At 66.4% G+C, this 16,393-nt stretch carries 15 protein-coding genes; 10 read left to right on the top strand and 5 right to left on the bottom strand.

Features of this window, described 5'->3' with window-relative positions; all coding sequences use genetic code 11:
- Positions 1-162: 162 nt before the first annotated feature.
- Together serC and ABLE92_RS03455 are read right to left on the bottom strand one after the other, a co-directional pair.
- Positions 163-1,305, bottom strand: coding sequence for a phosphoserine transaminase (serC, locus tag ABLE92_RS03460; protein ID WP_348803173.1), 1,143 nt, complete (start codon positions 1,303-1,305; stop codon positions 163-165).
- Positions 1,306-1,343: 38 nt separating this feature from the next.
- The gene (locus ABLE92_RS03455; RefSeq protein WP_348803172.1) at positions 1,344-1,901 is read right to left on the bottom strand and encodes a hypothetical protein; all 558 of its coding nucleotides are present in this window, start codon (positions 1,899-1,901) and stop codon (positions 1,344-1,346) included.
- Positions 1,902-2,009: 108 nt separating this feature from the next.
- Here ABLE92_RS03455 and ABLE92_RS03450 point away from each other — a divergent pair, with 108 nt between their 5' ends.
- Entirely contained in the window at positions 2,010-2,915 is a 906-nt protein-coding gene (locus tag ABLE92_RS03450; protein ID WP_348803171.1) for an ABC transporter ATP-binding protein, read from the top strand.
- Complete coding sequence (locus tag ABLE92_RS03445; RefSeq protein WP_348803170.1) at positions 2,912-4,570, top strand: ABC transporter permease; 1,659 nt, start codon at positions 2,912-2,914, stop codon at positions 4,568-4,570. The genes ABLE92_RS03450 and ABLE92_RS03445 overlap by 4 nt, the downstream gene beginning before the upstream one ends.
- Before the next feature lie 4 nt (positions 4,571-4,574).
- Here ABLE92_RS03445 and ABLE92_RS03440 read toward each other — a convergent pair whose 3' ends face one another.
- A complete protein-coding gene (locus ABLE92_RS03440; RefSeq protein WP_348803169.1) occupies positions 4,575-4,799 on the bottom strand; it encodes a hypothetical protein in 225 nt (74 codons plus the stop codon).
- 697 nt (positions 4,800-5,496) lie between these two features.
- Between ABLE92_RS03440 and ABLE92_RS03435 the strand changes: the two genes are divergently transcribed.
- The 5 genes from ABLE92_RS03435 to ABLE92_RS03415 all read left to right on the top strand — a co-directional run bounded on the left by ABLE92_RS03435 (position 5,497) and on the right by ABLE92_RS03415 (position 11,627).
- Positions 5,497-6,279 carry an ATP-binding cassette domain-containing protein gene (locus ABLE92_RS03435; RefSeq protein WP_496560757.1) on the top strand — a complete coding sequence of 261 codons (783 nt, stop codon included), beginning with the start codon at positions 5,497-5,499 and terminating at the stop codon, positions 6,277-6,279.
- 2 nt (positions 6,280-6,281) lie between these two features.
- On the top strand, positions 6,282-8,240 hold the full coding sequence (locus tag ABLE92_RS03430; RefSeq protein ID WP_348803168.1) for a YhgE/Pip family protein: 1,959 nt from the start codon (positions 6,282-6,284) through the stop codon (positions 8,238-8,240).
- A gap of 90 nt (positions 8,241-8,330) precedes the next feature.
- The gene (gene gad, locus ABLE92_RS03425) at positions 8,331-9,737 is read left to right on the top strand and encodes a glutamate decarboxylase (RefSeq protein ID WP_348803167.1); all 1,407 of its coding nucleotides are present in this window, start codon (positions 8,331-8,333) and stop codon (positions 9,735-9,737) included.
- Between the two features lie 143 nt (positions 9,738-9,880).
- A complete protein-coding gene (locus tag ABLE92_RS03420) occupies positions 9,881-10,591 on the top strand; it encodes a hypothetical protein (protein ID WP_348803166.1) in 711 nt (236 codons plus the stop codon).
- Between the two features lie 4 nt (positions 10,592-10,595).
- A complete protein-coding gene (locus ABLE92_RS03415; protein ID WP_348803165.1) occupies positions 10,596-11,627 on the top strand; it encodes an AraC family transcriptional regulator in 1,032 nt (343 codons plus the stop codon).
- Here the strand turns inward: ABLE92_RS03415 and ABLE92_RS03410 are convergent.
- Positions 11,615-11,809: a hypothetical protein gene (locus ABLE92_RS03410; RefSeq protein WP_348803164.1), complete on the bottom strand. Its 195-nt coding sequence runs from the start codon at positions 11,807-11,809 to the stop codon at positions 11,615-11,617. The two genes, ABLE92_RS03415 and ABLE92_RS03410, sit on opposite strands and share 13 nt — an antisense overlap.
- Here ABLE92_RS03410 and ABLE92_RS03405 point away from each other — a divergent pair.
- A complete protein-coding gene (locus ABLE92_RS03405) occupies positions 11,808-12,722 on the top strand; it encodes an AraC family transcriptional regulator (protein WP_348803162.1) in 915 nt (304 codons plus the stop codon). The two genes, ABLE92_RS03410 and ABLE92_RS03405, sit on opposite strands and share 2 nt — an antisense overlap.
- A 30-nt stretch (positions 12,723-12,752) precedes the next feature.
- Here ABLE92_RS03405 and ABLE92_RS03400 read toward each other — a convergent pair whose 3' ends face one another.
- Entirely contained in the window at positions 12,753-13,880 is a 1,128-nt protein-coding gene (locus tag ABLE92_RS03400; protein ID WP_348803161.1) for a citrate synthase 2, read from the bottom strand.
- A 403-nt stretch (positions 13,881-14,283) separates the two neighbouring features.
- Here ABLE92_RS03400 and pdxH point away from each other — a divergent pair, with 403 nt between their 5' ends.
- Positions 14,284-14,979: a pyridoxamine 5'-phosphate oxidase gene (pdxH, locus tag ABLE92_RS03395; protein WP_348803225.1), complete on the top strand. Its 696-nt coding sequence runs from the start codon at positions 14,284-14,286 to the stop codon at positions 14,977-14,979.
- 92 nt (positions 14,980-15,071) lie between these two features.
- Positions 15,072-16,340 (top strand): MFS transporter, encoded by a 1,269-nt coding sequence (locus ABLE92_RS03390; RefSeq protein ID WP_348803160.1) that lies wholly within the window; start codon positions 15,072-15,074, stop codon positions 16,338-16,340.
- The last annotated feature ends 53 nt before the right edge of the window (positions 16,341-16,393 follow it).

The following is a 16,393-nucleotide window of genomic DNA, read 5'->3' as shown; positions in this document are numbered from 1 at the left end:
CGCGGCAACTCCAGATACTCCCGGACATAGGCTGTGATCTCAGCGATCGTGTAACCAGCACTAATACTCATGTTGTGAACCTCCTCCTCGGAAGTGACTCACACCCAGATTGGCATACAACGGACAGCGCTCACGTGCGCACTGACAGCGCTCGATCACTCCTCAGAGGTGTTCGACGACGTAGTCGATGCTCTCGGTCAGTTTGCTGATGTCGTCGGGGTCGATCGCCGGGAACATGCCGATGCGGAGCTGGTTGCGCCCGAGTTTGCGGTACGGCTCGGTGTCGACCACCCCGTTGGCACGCAGGGCCTTGGCGACCGCGGCGGCGTCGACGTCATCGCTGAAGTCGATGGTGCCGACCACCTGGCTGCGCAATGCCGGATTGGTGACGAAAGGTGTTGCGAATTCCGACTTTTCGGCCCAGTTGTACAGGCGTGAGCTGGAGTCGGCGGTCCGCTTGACGCACCAGTCGAGCCCGCCGTTGGCGAGCATCCACTGGATCTGGTTGTCCAGCAGCAACAGGGTGGCCAGTGCCGGGGTGTTGTAGGTCTGGTTCTTGCGGCTGTTGTCCACCGCGGTGGGCAGCGACAGGAACTCGGGGCACCAGCGATCGGTCTGGGCGATGCGCTCGATCCGCTCGATGGCCTTCGGGCTCATCAGTGCGAGCCAGATCCCGCCGTCTGCGGCGAAGCACTTCTGCGGTGCGAAGTAGTAGACGTCGGTGTCGGCGGCGTTCACCGGCAGGCCGCCGGCGCCGGAGGTCGCATCGATCGCGATGAGAGCGTCGTCGGAGCCCTCGGGCCGCAGCACCGGGACCGCCACGCCGGTCGACGTCTCGTTGTGGGCCCAGCCGATGAGGTCGACGCCACCGAAGTCGTCGGTGGTCAGGGCGGCCGGATCGGGTGCGGTACCCGGATCGGTGGAGATGACCGCGGGGGAGTCCAGGAAGGGTGCCTTCTTGGCGACGGTGGCGAACTTGGAGCTGAACTCGCCATAGGTCAGATGCAGTGAACGGCGATTGATCAGGCCGAATGCGGCGGCATCCCAGAACGCGGTGGTACCGCCGTTGGACAGCACCACCTCATATCCCTCGGGCAGGGAGAAGAGTTGGGCGAGTCCGTCGCGGACCGAACCGACGACGTTCTTCACCGGCGCCTGGCGGTGGCTGGTGCCGAAGACCGACGCGCCGACATCGACGAGGGACTGCAACTGTTCGGGGCGCACCTTGGACGGGCCGCATCCGAAGCGTCCGTCGGCGGGCAGCAGGTCGGCGGGAATGGTGATCGGGGTGGCGGCGTCGCTCATGGGCGCAATTCTAGGGATGTGGCGGTGGCCACTGCGGGTCACCCCTGGTCTGAACGCGCGATCACGCGGCCCGCGTCCCATCCGGGTGCGTGGCATCCCGCGGGTGGGAGCGGTGGATCGATGCCTGCGGTGACGAGCAGCCAGGCGGCGACCGAGTTCGAATTCCACATCTGGGTGGTGCCGGGTGCCCGACGGCCCCAGGTGAAGGCCGGTACCCGCGCCGTGGCGTCGATGATCCGTTGCGCGGTGCGGTCGTCACCGGGGATCGGGCACCGCGCCAGTTCGGCGGCCAGGTCAGGAATGAGACCGTCACGCCAGCAACGGATCTCGTACCGGAAATAGCGAGACCGGCCCAGCAACCGGAGTCCGACGGGGCCGGTGACCCGCACACCACGATCGCCCGGCGGTGCTCCCCACACCGGCGCCTGCTCGATGATGTACCGCGAGCCGTCGGTGACGACGGTGAGTGCGGCGTGCACCGGTTGCGCGGGCCGCTCGTGGCGGGTCCGGGCGGAGACCGATTCGTAGACGCGCCCACATCGGGCCACGACCCGACCACCCGCGCCCAGCGGTATCCAATGCAGTGTGACGCTCATTGTCGACTCCTCATCCATGGGGCGCCGTTCGCAGTAATACTGACCGATGACCCGGTGCCCGACGAACCCGGTGCCCGACGCCGTTCTCGCCCCGAGAGGAACCACATCATGACCGATGCGGTCGATCACATTGTCGACGTGGCAGGCCTGACCAAGCACTTCGGTCATTTCCGGGCGCTCGACGGCCTGGATCTCCGCGTCCGCGCCGGTGAGGTTGCAGGTTTCCTCGGGCCCAATGGTTCGGGGAAGTCCACCACGATCCGGGTGCTGCTGGGTGTGTACCGCCACGACGGTGGAACCGTGCGCGTCTTCGGCCTCGACCCGCACGCTGATGCGGTCGCCATCCATCGTCGCCTGGCGTATGTGCCCGGCGACGTCAACCTCTGGCCGCAGCTGACCGGTGGTGAGTGCATCGACGTGCTGCTCTCGTTGCGTGGTGTCCGCGTCGACAGTGGGATGCGGAAGAAGGATCTGATCGAGCGGTTCGAACTCGATCCGACGAAGAAGGCGTCCACCTACTCCAAGGGAAACCGGCAGAAGGTCGCGCTGATCGCCGCCTTGTCCGCCGACGCCGAGCTGCTCATCCTCGACGAGCCGACCTCCGGGCTCGATCCCCTGATGACCCATCAGTTCACCGAATGCGTGCGGGAACGCGCCGCCGCCGGGTCGGCCGTGCTGATGTCGAGCCACATCCTCGCCGAGGTCGAGCAACTGTGCGACACGGTGACCATCATCCGCGACGGCGCGACCGTGCAGGCGGGCACCCTGACCGAACTGCGGCATCTGCGCCGTTCCCGCGTCACCGCGGTGATCGACGGCGCCGCAACGGATCTCGCGGACGTCGCCGGTGTGCACGACTTCGCATCACGGGACGGCGAGGTCACCTTCACCGTCGACGACACCGGCCTGGCCGCGGTGACGCGGGCGCTCGCGTCGCACGACGTGCGGTCGCTGTCGGTCGCCCCACCGAGCCTGGAGGAACTGTTCCTCCACGCCTACGATGAGGAGGTGTGACGCCGATTTCCACCGCCACCTCGTCGGACGCACGCCTCCCCAACCCCCGAATCTCGTTCACCGCAAGGTATTTCAGCGGCTACCGACTGCTGCTGCGGCTCGCCGTCCGGCGTGAGCGCATCATCGCCCCGGTCACCGTGATCATCTTCGTGATCCTGGATCTCGCGACCGCGGCCTCGATCGCATCGATGTACCCGACGGCGGAGAAACGCCGCGAACTCGCCGCCGGCCCCGGCGCCAACTCCGCCTTCCGCTTCCTGCTCGGTGACACGATCCACATCGACTCGACGGCGTCGGCGGTGGTGTGGCGCGCCGGGCTGTTCATGATCGCCGCGGTCGGGGTGTGCGCCGTGTTGATGGTCGTGCGCGGCACCCGGAAGGAGGAGGAGCTCGGGCGCGTCGAGCTCATCCGCGCCGGCGTCGTCGGTCCGCTGGCGCCGCTTGCCGCCGCGGCGACGGTCGCCGCTGCGTTCAGTGTTGTTGTGGGACTGGCGATGTCGCTGGTGCTCATCCCGTTCGGCGGGGGTGGCGTGGCGGTGCTGGTGGTTTTCGCGCAGTACGCCGGCACCGGTCTGGCCGCGGTCGGGCTGGGAATGCTCACCGCGCAGGTGGCGGCGACGAGTCACATCGCCAATCTCGTCGGATCGGCGATCGTGGTCCTCGGCTACCTGCTGCGCGGTGTCCCCGACGCGACGGGTGACTGGGCCTGCCTGCGGTGGGTCTCGCCGGTGGGCTGGGCCGAGCTGGCCGATCCCTTCGGCGCCGACAACCTCGCGCCGTTCCTGGCGTCGCTGGGTGTGCTCGTCGTCGGTGCCGGATCGGCCGCCTGGGTGTCGATGCGCCGCGATCTCGGCGGCGGGGTCATCGCGCCGCGGGCCGGGCCCGAGGGCACCGCACGGATTCCGACGGTCGAGGCACTCGCCGCGCGCCTGTCCGCTCCGCTCCTGCGGTCGTGGGCGGCCGGTCTGGCGACCTACGCACTCGTCGTCGGGTTCATGCAGCCGTCTGTGGAGCAGCTTGCCGAGGGAAATGACGTCTTCCAGCAGGTGCTGACGGCCCAACTCGGCGACATCGGGCTCGGCACCGTCTTCGCGGTCACGATGTTGTCGGTGTTGAGCGTCGCCGCGAGTGCGTGGGTGGTCAATCTCGCCGAACGTCTCCGAGCCGAGGAATCCGGCTCCCGGACCGAGGTGATCCTGGCGACGCCGACGTCACGAGGCCGGTACTTCCTGGCCCACGCCGCGGTCGCCGCGCTGGGGCTCGTCGTCGTGATCGCCGTCGCCGCCGCGGGCATGGTGATCGGCAACGGCATCGCCGGGGGCGGCTGGGTGACACCCACCGTGCACATCGCGCAGACCGCGGCGGTGCTGCTGCCCGCGGCGCTCCTCATCGGTGCGCTGGTTCTCGCCCTCTACGCGGTGCGGCCGGCGCTGGCGCACCTGGGATGGCCGATCGTGGTCGCCGCGCTGTTCCTCGGCCCGCTGTCGGGAATGTTCGAGCTGCCCCAGTGGGTGCGCGACATCTCGCCGTTCACCCATGTGCCGCTCGTGCCGGTGGAACCGATGCGATGGCTGCCGACCGTGGTGATGCTGTGCGTATCGGCAGCCATCGTGGCCGGCGGGTGGCTGCGGTTCCGGCGGCGCGACGTGGGGTGAAGCGTCAGCCGACGAGGCTGTCCTTCACCTCGAGTGCCTTGTCCTTGGCCTCGATGCCCAGGCGGGCCACCACGGCGGCCCGGGCGGCCGGGTCGAGTTCGTCGATGGTGTCGGCGATCTTGTCGGTCGCCGCGTCGACGATGGTCTTCTCGCGCTTCAAGAAGACCGCCAGCGCGATCACGAGGCTCAAACCGAGGACGATGAGGGCGATCTTGACGTTCTTCGACATGAGTGAAGGTCCTTCCAATCGTGGGGTCACGGCCATCGTGTCCTGAGTTCAGCATGCCCTATCCGGCGGCGGGAGAGGTGGAGGTGTGATTCCGTGACATCAGACCACTACTTCTGAGACTCGTTGGCATGCCCGGGCAATGTGCGTGGACATCACGATTGGGACCAAGTGTCGACGTATTTGTGACATCGGAGGTGATCGGGGGTGCGATCGTGATCAGATCAGCACGCCGTTCCGATCGGCCGGTGTTCTCGCGTGTCCCGAATACTCGACGGAGCATGAGAGATTCGACCGGATTTGCCAGTTCGGGCGATGCGTTGTCCTACCATTTTCGGGTGTTGTGCGGGAAATGCTCGTGAATTCTCGAATTGAGTCTGTGTCGCATGGAATAAGGGACAAAGGTCCCGATTGGATGGACAATTTTGTGACATCGCGTCTATCGTTTGACGTATGGGAATCTCGGCGTGCGGCGGTTCGCGAGCGTTTATTCGCGCTGTCAATGTATTCGACGGTATTCGCGACGATGTCGCCGGGCGGGTGTACTTCTTGCCGAACCGGACATGAATGCCCCATTGATCATGAGTCAGGGTGCGGCAGTCGGGATCGCGCATTGAGACTCGCCCCGTCCCACGCCTTGTAATCACCACCAGTCGGCAGCGCCTGACGCGGCTGCCGCATGTCGAATGGAGTCACCGACGTGACGATCTCCGAAGGGGACGATGCGGTCACCGGGCCGATCGATACCCGATCACTCGGGACCGACGTCCCCACACCCGCGGGTCAGGATGAACCCATCATCGTGGCCGAGGGCATCGGGGTGAAGGCCTCGTGGGGCCACATCTACGGCCCCGTCGACGTCACCGTCCGACCGGGAGGTGTCACCCTGCTGGTCGGTTCCGGTGGTCGTGGCCGGACCGCGTTGTTGCTCACCCTGGCCGGACGGATGAAGCCGACGTCGGGGCGCCTCACCGCGTTCGGTCGTACCAACAAGGCGCACCATCTGTTCTCGCAGGCGGCCGTCGCCGACATCGACGAGGTCGACGAGATCGAGCAGACGATTCGCGTCCACGATGTGGTGACCGAGCAGATCCGGTGGGCCGCACCGTGGTACAAGTGGGTGCCGCAATCCCGGCAGGATGATCTCGAGCGGATCTGCCGCCCGATCTTCGGGGACTACTCACTGCCGTCGATGGACGCCTACGTGGAGGAACTTCCGGAGCTGACCGCTGCACTGTTCCGGATCGCGGTGGCCAACATCCGGCGGCCACCGCTGTTGGTGGTGGGCGGGGTCGATCGACTGACCCGCGTCGACAGTGCCCACAAATTATTGCAGCGACTCGTCGAAGTGGGTCGCGACCAGACCGTGATCACCGCCGACGTCAACGGCGGATTCGCCGACCTACCACTGCGTGACGTGATCACCGTCGACAACCTCACCGACGACGAATTCGTCCGTATCGACCCCGCAGAACGGACCTGACCATGCTTGCCGCATTTTCGCCGGGCAGCGATTTCAAACGGTACTACCGGGGCCGTATGCCCCGACTCGCCCTCCTCGTCATCATCCTCATGCCCCTGATGTACGGCGCGCTGTACCTGTGGGCGTTCTGGAATCCCTTTGACGCGGTGAACAAGTTGCCGGTCGCACTGGTCAACTCCGATCAGGGTGCCACCGTCGAGGGGCAACCGCTCAAGGCGGGCGATCAGGTGGTCTCGGGGCTGATCGACTCCAAACAGCTCGATCTGCACGTCGTCTCCGAGGAGGAGGCCGCCCAGGGCGTCGCCGACGGCAAGTACTACTTCTCGATCACACTGCCGGAGAACTTCAGCTCGTCGCTCGCATCGCCGACGAGTGGGGATGCGCATTCCGCGCAGCTGATCTTCACCTACAACGATGCGACCAACTATCTGGCGACGGTGATGGGTCAGGACGCCGCACTGCAGGTCGTCGAACAGGTCGGCGCGCAGGTGGGGCAGCAGACCTTCGACATCGTCCTCAACGACGTCACCAAATTGCTGCCCAAGCTGCAGCAGGTGCAGAGCGGCGTCAACCAACTCAACACCGGTATGAAGCAGGCCAACACCGGTGCCCATGAGCTCTCGACCAATCTGGTGACGGCGAAGAACGGTGCCGCCGAACTCGCCGGCGGCCTCGACGAACTCAACACGGCCGTCGATTCGGCGACCACCCCGTTGCTCAATGCCCTCAACGGACAGGGTGGGCTCAGTCCCGCCGAACTGGGTGCGCTCACCAACCGGCTGGCATCCAACACCTCTGCGGCAACCGATGCCCTCAACAGTGCGGCCTCGACCCAGTCGCAGGCCTCGACCGCGCTCACCTCGGTGATCAACCAGTTGCGCCAGAGCGGCGACCCCAACGCGGCGGCCCTGGCGAATGCGCTGGCACCCGTGCAGAGCTTCGTCAGTACCCAGGGGCTCGGACCCGACGCGACGACACAACTGTCGCAGGTGCGGACCGACGCCAACACGCTCAACGCGCAGTTGTCCAACCCGCAGAGCACGCTGCGTACCGCACTCGATCTGTTCCAGAGCGGCCAGTTGCGCGGCGACGTGCAGGCGGCTCAGGCCGCCGCCGGGGAACTCAGTTCCGGTGCAAACCAACTCAGCACCGGACTGGTGGAGCTGAGCGACGGCGCCAACCAACTCGCGGACGGCACCACGCAATTGGCCGCCGGCACACAACAACTCGCGACCGGTGTCGACGAGGGTGTCAAGGCGGTGCCGTCCTGGTCGCAGGAGCAGAAGGATGCTCTGGCGAAGACCCTGGGACAACCGGTGGCGCTCAAGGAGGTCACCCTCAACGAGGCCAAGACCTTCGGCACCGGGTTCACGCCGTTCTTCTTCGGCCTGGCCCTGTTCGTCGGATCGATCATCGTGTGGATGCTCTTCAAGCCACTGCAACCGCGCCCGATCGCCCAGGGACTCAACTCGTTCCGAGTGGTGCTGGCCTCCTATGCGCCGGCCTTCTTCGTCGGGTTCCTGCAGGCGAGCATCCTCTACCTGGTGGTCGTGTTCGCCATCGGTCTGCGGCCGACCCACCCGATAGCGACGTTCGGATTCATGTTGCTGATGGTCGCGATGTTCCAGGCGATGATCCAGATGTTCAACGCCGTCTTCGACGTCGCGGTGGGACGTGTGGTGACGCTTGCCTTCCTGATGATCATGTTGACCTCGGCGGGTGGAATCTATCCGGTGCCCACCACCACCAAACCGTTCCAATACATCCACTGGGTGGATCCGATGACCTACACCGTCACCGGTTTGAGACAGCTGACGGTCGGTGGGGTCGATGACAGATTCTGGTGGGCGCTGCTCGTCGTGATCTCGATGACCGTCGTCTTCCTCGCGATCTCCACGCTGGCCGCGCGAAGAAACAGGCAATACAACATGGATCGCCTCTATCCGCCGGTCGAGGTGTAGGAGGTCCGCGACGACACGACCGATCATTGTCCGACATCCGATCATCGACCCGCTCGACACGTCTGACCCCATCTCTGGAAGGAAAGAGCAATGACCGCACAGCACACCAATGCGCGGACCACCACCAACGAGACCGAATCCCTGACCCTGAATCCGGTGTTCGTTCGTCCGGGTGAGTCGACGGAATACCCGAAGTTCACCATTCCGGACGGAATGAGCCTGCCGGAGACGGCGTATCAGATCGTTCATGACGAGGCGATGCTCGACGGCAACGCCCGGCTGAATCTGGCGACGTTCGTGTCGACGTGGATGGACCCCGAGGCGCGTCAGCTGTACTCGGAAACCTACGACAAGAACATGATCGACAAGGACGAGTACCCCCAGACCGCCGCCATCGAGGATCGGTGCTGGAAGATCATCGCCGACCTCTGGCATGTGCCGGATGTGGACAACTCCATCGGCACGTCGACGATCGGGTCGTCGGAGGCGGCAATGCTGGGTGGGCTTGCGCTCAAGCGGCATTGGCAGGCGCGCCGCAAGGCCGAGGGCAAGCCGATCGACAAGCCGAACCTGGTGCTCTCCACCGCCGTCCAGGTGTGCTGGGAGAAGTTCCTCAACTACTTCGAGGTCGAACCCCGCTGGGTGCCCGTCTCCGAGGATCATTTCGTGTTCGACGGACACCAACTCGAGAAGTACGTGGACGAGAACACGATTGGCGTCGTCGCCATCCTCGGTGTCACCTTCAACGGCCTGTACGAGCCGGTCAAGCAGATCGCGGACAAGCTCGACGAGATCCAGGAGAAGACCGGACTCGACGTCAAGATCCACGTCGACGGGGCGTCGGGCGCGATGGTGGCACCGTTCTGCCAGCCCGACCTGGAATGGGATTTCCGGGTCGATCGGGTCGTGTCGATCAACACCTCCGGGCACAAGTACGGCCTCGTCTATCCCGGCCTGGGCTGGATCGTGTGGCGCGACACCGATGCGCTGCCGGAGAGCATGGTGTTCCACTGCAGCTACCTGGGTGGCAACATGCCGACCCTGGCGTTGAACTTCTCGCGCCCCGGCGCGCAGGTGCTGTTGCAGTACTACAACTTCCTGCGGTTGGGACGTGACGGATACCGGGCGATCCAGCAGGGGTCGATCGATGTGGCGACGTTCCTGTCGTCGGAGATCGCCAAGCTCGGGCCGTTCGAACTGGTCAGCCACGGCGACACGATCCCGGTGTTCGCCTGGAAGCTGAAGGACGGCTACACCGACAAGTGGAATCTGTACGACCTGTCGGATCGCTTGCGGCTCAAGGGCTGGCTGGTGCCGGCGTATCCGATGGCCGACGGTCTGGCCGACTGGACCCTGCAGCGCATCGTCGTGCGTGCAGGCCTCAGCCACGATCTGGCCGTCGCGTTGCTGCGCGACCTGGAGGGTGAGGTCGCCTTCCTCGACAAGCTCGAGTCGCCGATGCCGCGCGAGGGCACCGGGTCGCACTTCCACCACTGAGTTCGGTACCCCGGAGTTCTCCATCACGGAGCTCTCCACCACGGAGTTCTCCACCACGGAGTTCCCGCCGGTTCCCCGGACACTTGTCCGGGGGACCGGCACCGAAACGGCACAAGCACCAACACGAAGGAGTGCGGGGCGACATGACCACGACGACGGAGATTGCCCGCTGGCGGCGAGCCGTCCTGGTGCCGACACTGACCAAGCAGTGTTGGGGATTCATGATCGGGTCCAGCCTGTTCGCGCTCGGATCGGCGCCGTGGATCGGTCTGTGGATGGGCGCGGCCAACGCGGACATCTGCTTCTTCATCGGCGCATGGTTCTTCACCACCGCCGGTCTCATCCAGTTGTTGCTCAGCGGTGCGGTGACGGTTCCGGTCTCCTACGCGCCGGGCACCATGGTCCGGGCCGAGTGGTTGGCCGCATCCACCCAATTCTTCGGAACCCTGATGTTCAACGTGAGTACCTCCGCCGCGCTCACCGCACACACCCTCGCCTCCCAGAAGCACCTCGTGTGGTCCCCGGACGCCGGCGGGTCGGTGGCCTTCCTCATCAGCGGAGTGTTCGCCATCGTGGCCTACACCCGGGTCAACACCTTCTGGAATCCGTCCGATGTCGGATGGTGGTCGTCGCAGATCAACTTCATCGGTTGCGTGGCCTTCGGTGTGTCGGCGGTCGGTGCCTACATCACCCCGGGCGGCGCCACCGTCGACACCGTGCTCGCCAACTGGGGAACCTTCATCGGCGCGGTGTGCTTCCTGGTCGCATCCCTGATCGTGTTGCCGCAGTGGTCTTCTGGCGACGGACGCGGTGCGGGTCCGGCCCAGGGCCTCGTCTCATCGAGTGGGAAGTGACACCATGTCTGCCGGTGATGACCACCCCGGATTGACCGCCGACTTCGTCCGGTCGTGGCAGTCGCGCATCGGTGCCTTCGATCCGCTCGGGAACAACCCGACCCGGCACATCTACCGGGCCGGACGCGATGGTCTCGCCAATTACATTCCGGCCCTGGAGATCACGCCGATCGGAGATCCGGACGACTTCGAGGAGATCGCCTACTGGCGTCCACTCTCGCAGATCCTGGTCTTCGTGATCCTGACGACTCCGCGAACCACCGCACGCACTGCCGCGACCAACCGGGACTTCCCATCGCCGTATGTCATGGCGGGAACCCAGACCCTGCCGGGCACCGGTGTGGTCCGGCAGGGGGGTCACACCTACACCTATGACGACCCGCAGGGCCTGGTCATGGTGAACAACGAGGACATCTACGCCCACACCTGCCTGGACGTCGCCGACATCGTCGGCGTCTGGATTCCGGTGGAGTTGCTGTACCCGGATCGTGGTCCGACCGTGCAGATGCCGATCATCTCCGCGACGCCTCTCGCTCGTGCGACGGCCCAATTCCTGCGGACCTTCGCCTATGATGTGGCGGTGCGTGGCGCCGACGTCGACCTCAAGGCCGAGATGGCCGCCGTCGACCTGGTGCGTTCCACCATGCTCGATCAGAGTTGCAGCGGCGGCGACGAGGTCGACCGCACCGAGCAGGTGCTGGCGAGCGCTCGCGAGATCGTCGACCGGCATTACCGCGACCCCGCGTTCTCCACCGAGACCCTGGCCAATCTCCTCCATCTGAGTCGTCGTCACCTGTATCGCTACTTCGCCGACACCGACGAATCGCCGTCGGATCTGATCGTGGAACGACGGCTGGCCAGGGCACGTGAACTCCTCGAACGCACCGAGGGGCTCGGTCTGGCCAGCGTTGCGGCCTCGTCGGGGTTCACCTCGGTGGCCACGCTGCGCAACAGGTTTCGGACCACCTACGGCGTCACCCCGGATGAGTATCGGCGAGCGAAGACGGGTCACTCCTCCGCCGATCAGACCTCGTGATGGGCGGACCCCTCCGCGGGGTCGACGGTGTCGGGCGGGAGGGCGAGAAGACGGCCCTGAACGGGCTTGCGCTGCGCAGCGGTGGGCGGGGGTTCACATTGCGCGGGCGGCAGGGACTGGCGGCCTTCCTGCCCGACCTCCGGGTCACCGCGGAGCCGGCCGATCAGTGGGGCCGCGGTCATGCACTACCGCAGGTTGAGCGCCCTCGACACGTTCTCGGCGTCGTTCACGCCAAATGTGACCTCACGAACCGATGCGATGATCCGCGACTCCGCTGATCGGCGACTGCTGTTCGCGGTGTGCTCGACGGGGCCCATGGAGTTCACGATCGACGGTCTGGTGACCACCTTCATGCCGGGACAGTTGATCTCGCTCAGCGGGTCGACGCCGTTCCACTGCGAGGTGCGGGCGCGCACGGATCCGGCGGGCCTACTCATCCCGAGTCAGACCATCGGCTCGTCGTTCGATCACATCCGTCAGCCGCTCGTCCCACCCGATCGGCATCAACTGCTGACCCGTGCGACCGCGCAGTTCATCCGTCGCTTCGCCATCGACGCGTCCACCGGATCGCGGACGGTCGACCCACGCACCGAGTGGGCGGTGATCGATCTGGTCCGGTCGATGCTGGATGAGTGTGGCGGCTCCGGCCGCACGCTTGCCGATGATGCCATCCTGGTCCGGGAGGCGACGTGTCAGCTCGTCGAACGGCACTTCGCCGACCCGGAGTTCACCTCGGATGTGATCGCTGCCGACCTCTACATGAGTCGCCGACAGCTGTACCGCCATTTCGACGGCGCCGAGGCGACGCCCGCCGCGTTGATCGCCGCCCGACGCCTGCAGGAGGCGCGGCGGCTCCTGTCGGGTCCCGGGCCGATCAGTATCGACGACGTCGTGGTCCGCTGCGGCTTCACCTCGGCGGCGACGCTCCGCAACCGGTTCCGAGCCGAATTCGGTTTGACGCCAAGCGCTTTCCATGCGGCGCAGAATGCCGGGGACGCGTCCGCCGACAACCCGTCGACGCGGCGGATCGATCGCCCGGGCCGCCCGGTACTCGACGCCCACGACGAGCCGCGGAACCCCTTCGAGCGTGGCTGAGCGTTCGGCACGAATCGCGTCGTGCGGCGGTCACAATCCCGGCTTGACCAGGTCGCCCCACCCTGCCACGTCCTCGGGCCGTCGAGGCGCTGCACCGGTGTAGAGCGCGGCCGGGCGCACCAGCTTGCCGAGTCGCTTCTGTTCCAGGATGTGGGCACACCATCCGGCGGTGCGGCCGCAGGTGAACATGGCGGGCATCATGTGGGTGGGCACCTCGGCGTAGTCGAGGATGACCGCCGCCCAGAATTCGACGTTGGTCTCGATCGCCCGGTCCGGTCGCCGTTCCCGCAACTCGGTGAGCGCGGCCTGCTCGAGGGCCGCGGCGACCTCATATCGTGGAACTCCGAGATCGGCTGCGGTGCGGCGTAATACACGGGCCCGCGGGTCCTCGGCCCGATACACCCGATGGCCGAATCCCATCAACTTCTCCTTGCGATCGAGGATGCCCTTCACCAATGCCCGCGCATCCCCGGTCCGCTCCACCTCCTCGATCATCGGGAGGACGCGCGCCGGAGCGCCGCCGTGCAACGGACCCGACATCGCGCCGATGGCACCGGACAGGGCCGCCGCGACATCCGCACCGGTGGACGCGATGACGCGGGCGGTGAACGTCGACGCATTCAGGCCGTGCTCGGCCGCACCGACCCAATAGGCGTCGATGGCCGCGATGTGTTTGGGATCCGGATCGCCCTTCCATCGCGTCATGAAACGTGCTGTCACGGTGTCACATTCGTCGATGACACGTTGGGACACCGCGGGCTGGTGGATACCCCGGGCCGACTGCGCCACATAGGACAGCGCCATCACCGAGGCGCGGGCGAGATTCGCGCGGGCGGTGGCGTCGTCGATGTCGAGCAGTGGGCGGTAACCCCAGATCGGGGCGAGCATCGCCAGGGCCGCCTGCACGTCCACCCGGACGTCGCCGGTGTGGATCGGCAACGGGAACGGTTCGGCGGGCGGCAGTCCGTCGCCGAATTGTCCGTCGACGAGCAATGCCCACACGTCGGCGAAGGTGACCTTGTTCTCCACCAGGTCCTCGATGTCGACGCCGCGGTAGCGCAGGTTGCCGCCGTTCTTGTCGGGTTCGGCGATCTCGGTGGTGAAGGCCACCACGCCCTCGAGGCCGGGGACGAAGTCATCCGGAACGGTGTTGGCCATGCTGCGCGCACCTTTCTGGCACTGTCGCTGTGCCGAATCGTGCGATGCCGGGCTGGGGCATCGGTCATTCAGGCCATCGGTCATTCAGGCCATCGGTCATTCAAGCCGTCGGTCATTCAGCACTGTAGGACAGCCCATCGGCCGCGGCATACCGGGGAGCGGCGGGGGTCACCGACCGCCGCTCATGCCCGGTGACGAACTCGTCCCGGGCGTCCGCTGGACCCGGCGGTGGTCACAGACGGAGGAACTCGGCGCATCGTCGCCGTGATCCTGGAGTAGCGTTCTCCGCGTGAGCGACGCTGACGGTTTTTCGGCTGAGGGTTTTCCGGCGGAAGGTTTTCCGACGGCGAGTGTTCCGACGGGGGGTATCGGGGCCGGTCGGGCGCCGATCGACCTACCCAACATGCGTGTGGGCTACGGCGGCGGAATCCCGCCCAATGTCGGCGACGGCGATCGTGCCGCCGGTGCCGACGGCGTCCGGGAGAATCTCGATCCGAGTTGGCTGCGCGGCGACCCGCCCTGGCTGGATCTGTTCCACGTCTGGCTCACCGAGGCCGTCGACGCCCGGATTCCGGAGCCGAATGCGATGGTCGTGGGCACCGTCGACGCCGAGGGTCGGCCCGCCACCCGGACAGTGCTGTGCAAGGGGGCCGACGCGGCAGGCGTGGTCTTCTTCACCGGTTACGACTCCGACAAGGGTCGCGACCTGGAGGCCAATCCCTTTGCGTCGGTGACCTTTCCGTGGATCGCACTGGAACGTCAGGTGCATTTCCGTGGTCCGGTGGTCAAGGTGTCGCAACAGGAGACCGAGGCCTACTGGCGGATGCGGCCGCGGGGCTCGCAACTGTCGGGGCTGGCCTCGGCGCAGTCCCGGCCGATCGGCAGCCGGCATGAGTTGGAGGCGCACGCCGCGCAGGTGGCCGCGGAGTTCGGCGGTGCCGACGGGAATGTGGCGGTGCCGGTGCCGCCCGCGTGGGGCGGGTACCGCGTCGAGCCGGTCAGCGTGGAGTTCTGGCAGGGCCGCGCGAACCGGCTGCACAACAGGGTTCGGCTGGATCTGATCGACGGGGTCTGGGAGGCGTCGCGGCTCCAGCCGTGACCGGGTTGCGCGTCGAGATCGCCGATTCCGTCATATCGGACGACCGGCCGTCGGCGACCGAACCCGATCGTGAGCCCGGCTAAAATACCTCGGTGCGTAGCCTTCTCGCCGACACCACCTCGCTGCAGAACCCGTATTTCCGGCGGCTGTGGCTGGCCAACATCGTCACCGTCATCGGTGCCCAACTCACCATCGTCGCGGTGCCCGCACAGATCTACCAGATCACCGGCAGCTCCTGGTATGTCGGTCTGACCGGTGTGTTCGGGCTCGTCCCGCTGGTGGTCTTCGGCCTGTGGGGTGGTGCCCTCGCCGACGTCCTGGACCGTCGTCTGATCCTGGTGTGCACCACGGTGGGTCTCATCGCGTGCTCCGCGCTGTTCTGGCTGCAGGCCGCCCTCGGCGTCGAGAACGTGTGGATCATCCTGGTGCTCTTCGCAGTTCAGCAGGGGTTCTTCGCTGTCAATCAGCCGACGCGCACCGCGGTGCTGCCGCGTCTGCTGCCCAGCGGGCAACTGCCCGCGGCACTCTCGCTGAACATGACGGTGATGCAGGCCGGTGCCATCGCCGGACCGCTCGTCGGCGGGGCGCTGATCCCGGTGCTCGGATACCCGGTCCTCTATCTGCTCGACACCCTCTTCCTGATCCCGACGCTGTGGGCGGTGATCCGGCTGCCGAAACTGCCGCCGGAGAGCGACCAGGCGCCCAAGGTCGCCGGTCTGCGGTCGGTCCTCGAGGGCCTGCGCTACCTGGCCGGACACCGCGTGCTGATGGCCTCGTTCCTCGTCGACCTGATCGCGATGATCTTCGGCATGCCACGCGCACTGTTCCCGCAGATGGCCCACGAGAACTTCGGCGGACCGTCCGGCGGCGGATGGGCGTTCGCGTTGCTGTTCATCGCGATCTCCGCGGGCGCCGTGGTCGGCGGTGTCTTCTCCGGGTGGGTGAGTCGGGTGCAGCGGCAAGGCCTGGCAGTGATCGTCTGCATCCTCATCTGGGGTGCGGCGATCGCAGCGGCCGGCGTGGCGGTCGGCTTCGCGGGCGGTGCGGCGCTGCCGATGCTGCCGATCGTGCTGGTGCTGCTGATGGTCGGCGGCGCCGCCGACATGGCCTCGGCCGCCTTCCGTCAATCGATCCTGCTCGCCGCCGCCAACGACGAGGTCCGCGGCCGGCTGCAGGGTGTCTTCATCGTCGTCGTCGCCGGCGGCCCCCGGATCGCCGACGTGCTGCACGGTGCGGCCGCGGCCACCGCGGGTGTGGCATTGACGACCGCGCTCGGCGGCGTCGGCGTGATCATCGCGACGCTGATCGCCGCGATCGCGATCCCGTCCTTCGTCCGCTATCGCGTCGGCCAGCACGCCTGAGGCTCTCAGACCGCACTGACAGCGCTCTCACCCTCACTGACAGCGCTCAACAC

The sequence above is a fragment of the Gordonia oleivorans genome (assembly GCF_040044975.1).
Classification (GTDB): Bacteria; Actinomycetota; Actinomycetes; order Mycobacteriales; family Mycobacteriaceae; genus Gordonia; species Gordonia oleivorans.
Note: the sequence above shows the minus strand (reverse complement) of the source record. Positions and strands in the feature narration are given on the sequence as shown.

Excerpts from the sequence above, each read along its gene's own strand:
- serC (WP_348803173.1), bottom strand. The coding sequence starts at position 1,305 with ATGAGCGACGCCGCCACCCCGATCACCATTCCCGCCGACCTGCTGCCC.
- ABLE92_RS03455 (WP_348803172.1), bottom strand. The coding sequence starts at position 1,901 with ATGAGCGTCACACTGCATTGGATACCGCTGGGCGCGGGTGGTCGGGTC.
- ABLE92_RS03450 (WP_348803171.1), top strand. The coding sequence starts at position 2,010 with ATGACCGATGCGGTCGATCACATTGTCGACGTGGCAGGCCTGACCAAG.
- ABLE92_RS03440 (WP_348803169.1), bottom strand. The coding sequence starts at position 4,799 with ATGTCGAAGAACGTCAAGATCGCCCTCATCGTCCTCGGTTTGAGCCTC.
- ABLE92_RS03430 (WP_348803168.1), top strand. The coding sequence starts at position 6,282 with ATGCTTGCCGCATTTTCGCCGGGCAGCGATTTCAAACGGTACTACCGG.
- gad (WP_348803167.1), top strand. The coding sequence starts at position 8,331 with ATGACCGCACAGCACACCAATGCGCGGACCACCACCAACGAGACCGAA.
- ABLE92_RS03420 (WP_348803166.1), top strand. The coding sequence starts at position 9,881 with ATGACCACGACGACGGAGATTGCCCGCTGGCGGCGAGCCGTCCTGGTG.
- ABLE92_RS03415 (WP_348803165.1), top strand. The coding sequence starts at position 10,596 with ATGTCTGCCGGTGATGACCACCCCGGATTGACCGCCGACTTCGTCCGG.
- ABLE92_RS03405 (WP_348803162.1), top strand. The coding sequence starts at position 11,808 with ATGCACTACCGCAGGTTGAGCGCCCTCGACACGTTCTCGGCGTCGTTC.
- ABLE92_RS03410 (WP_348803164.1), bottom strand. The coding sequence starts at position 11,809 with ATGACCGCGGCCCCACTGATCGGCCGGCTCCGCGGTGACCCGGAGGTC.
- ABLE92_RS03400 (WP_348803161.1), bottom strand. The coding sequence starts at position 13,880 with ATGGCCAACACCGTTCCGGATGACTTCGTCCCCGGCCTCGAGGGCGTG.
- pdxH (WP_348803225.1), top strand. The coding sequence starts at position 14,284 with ATGCGTGTGGGCTACGGCGGCGGAATCCCGCCCAATGTCGGCGACGGC.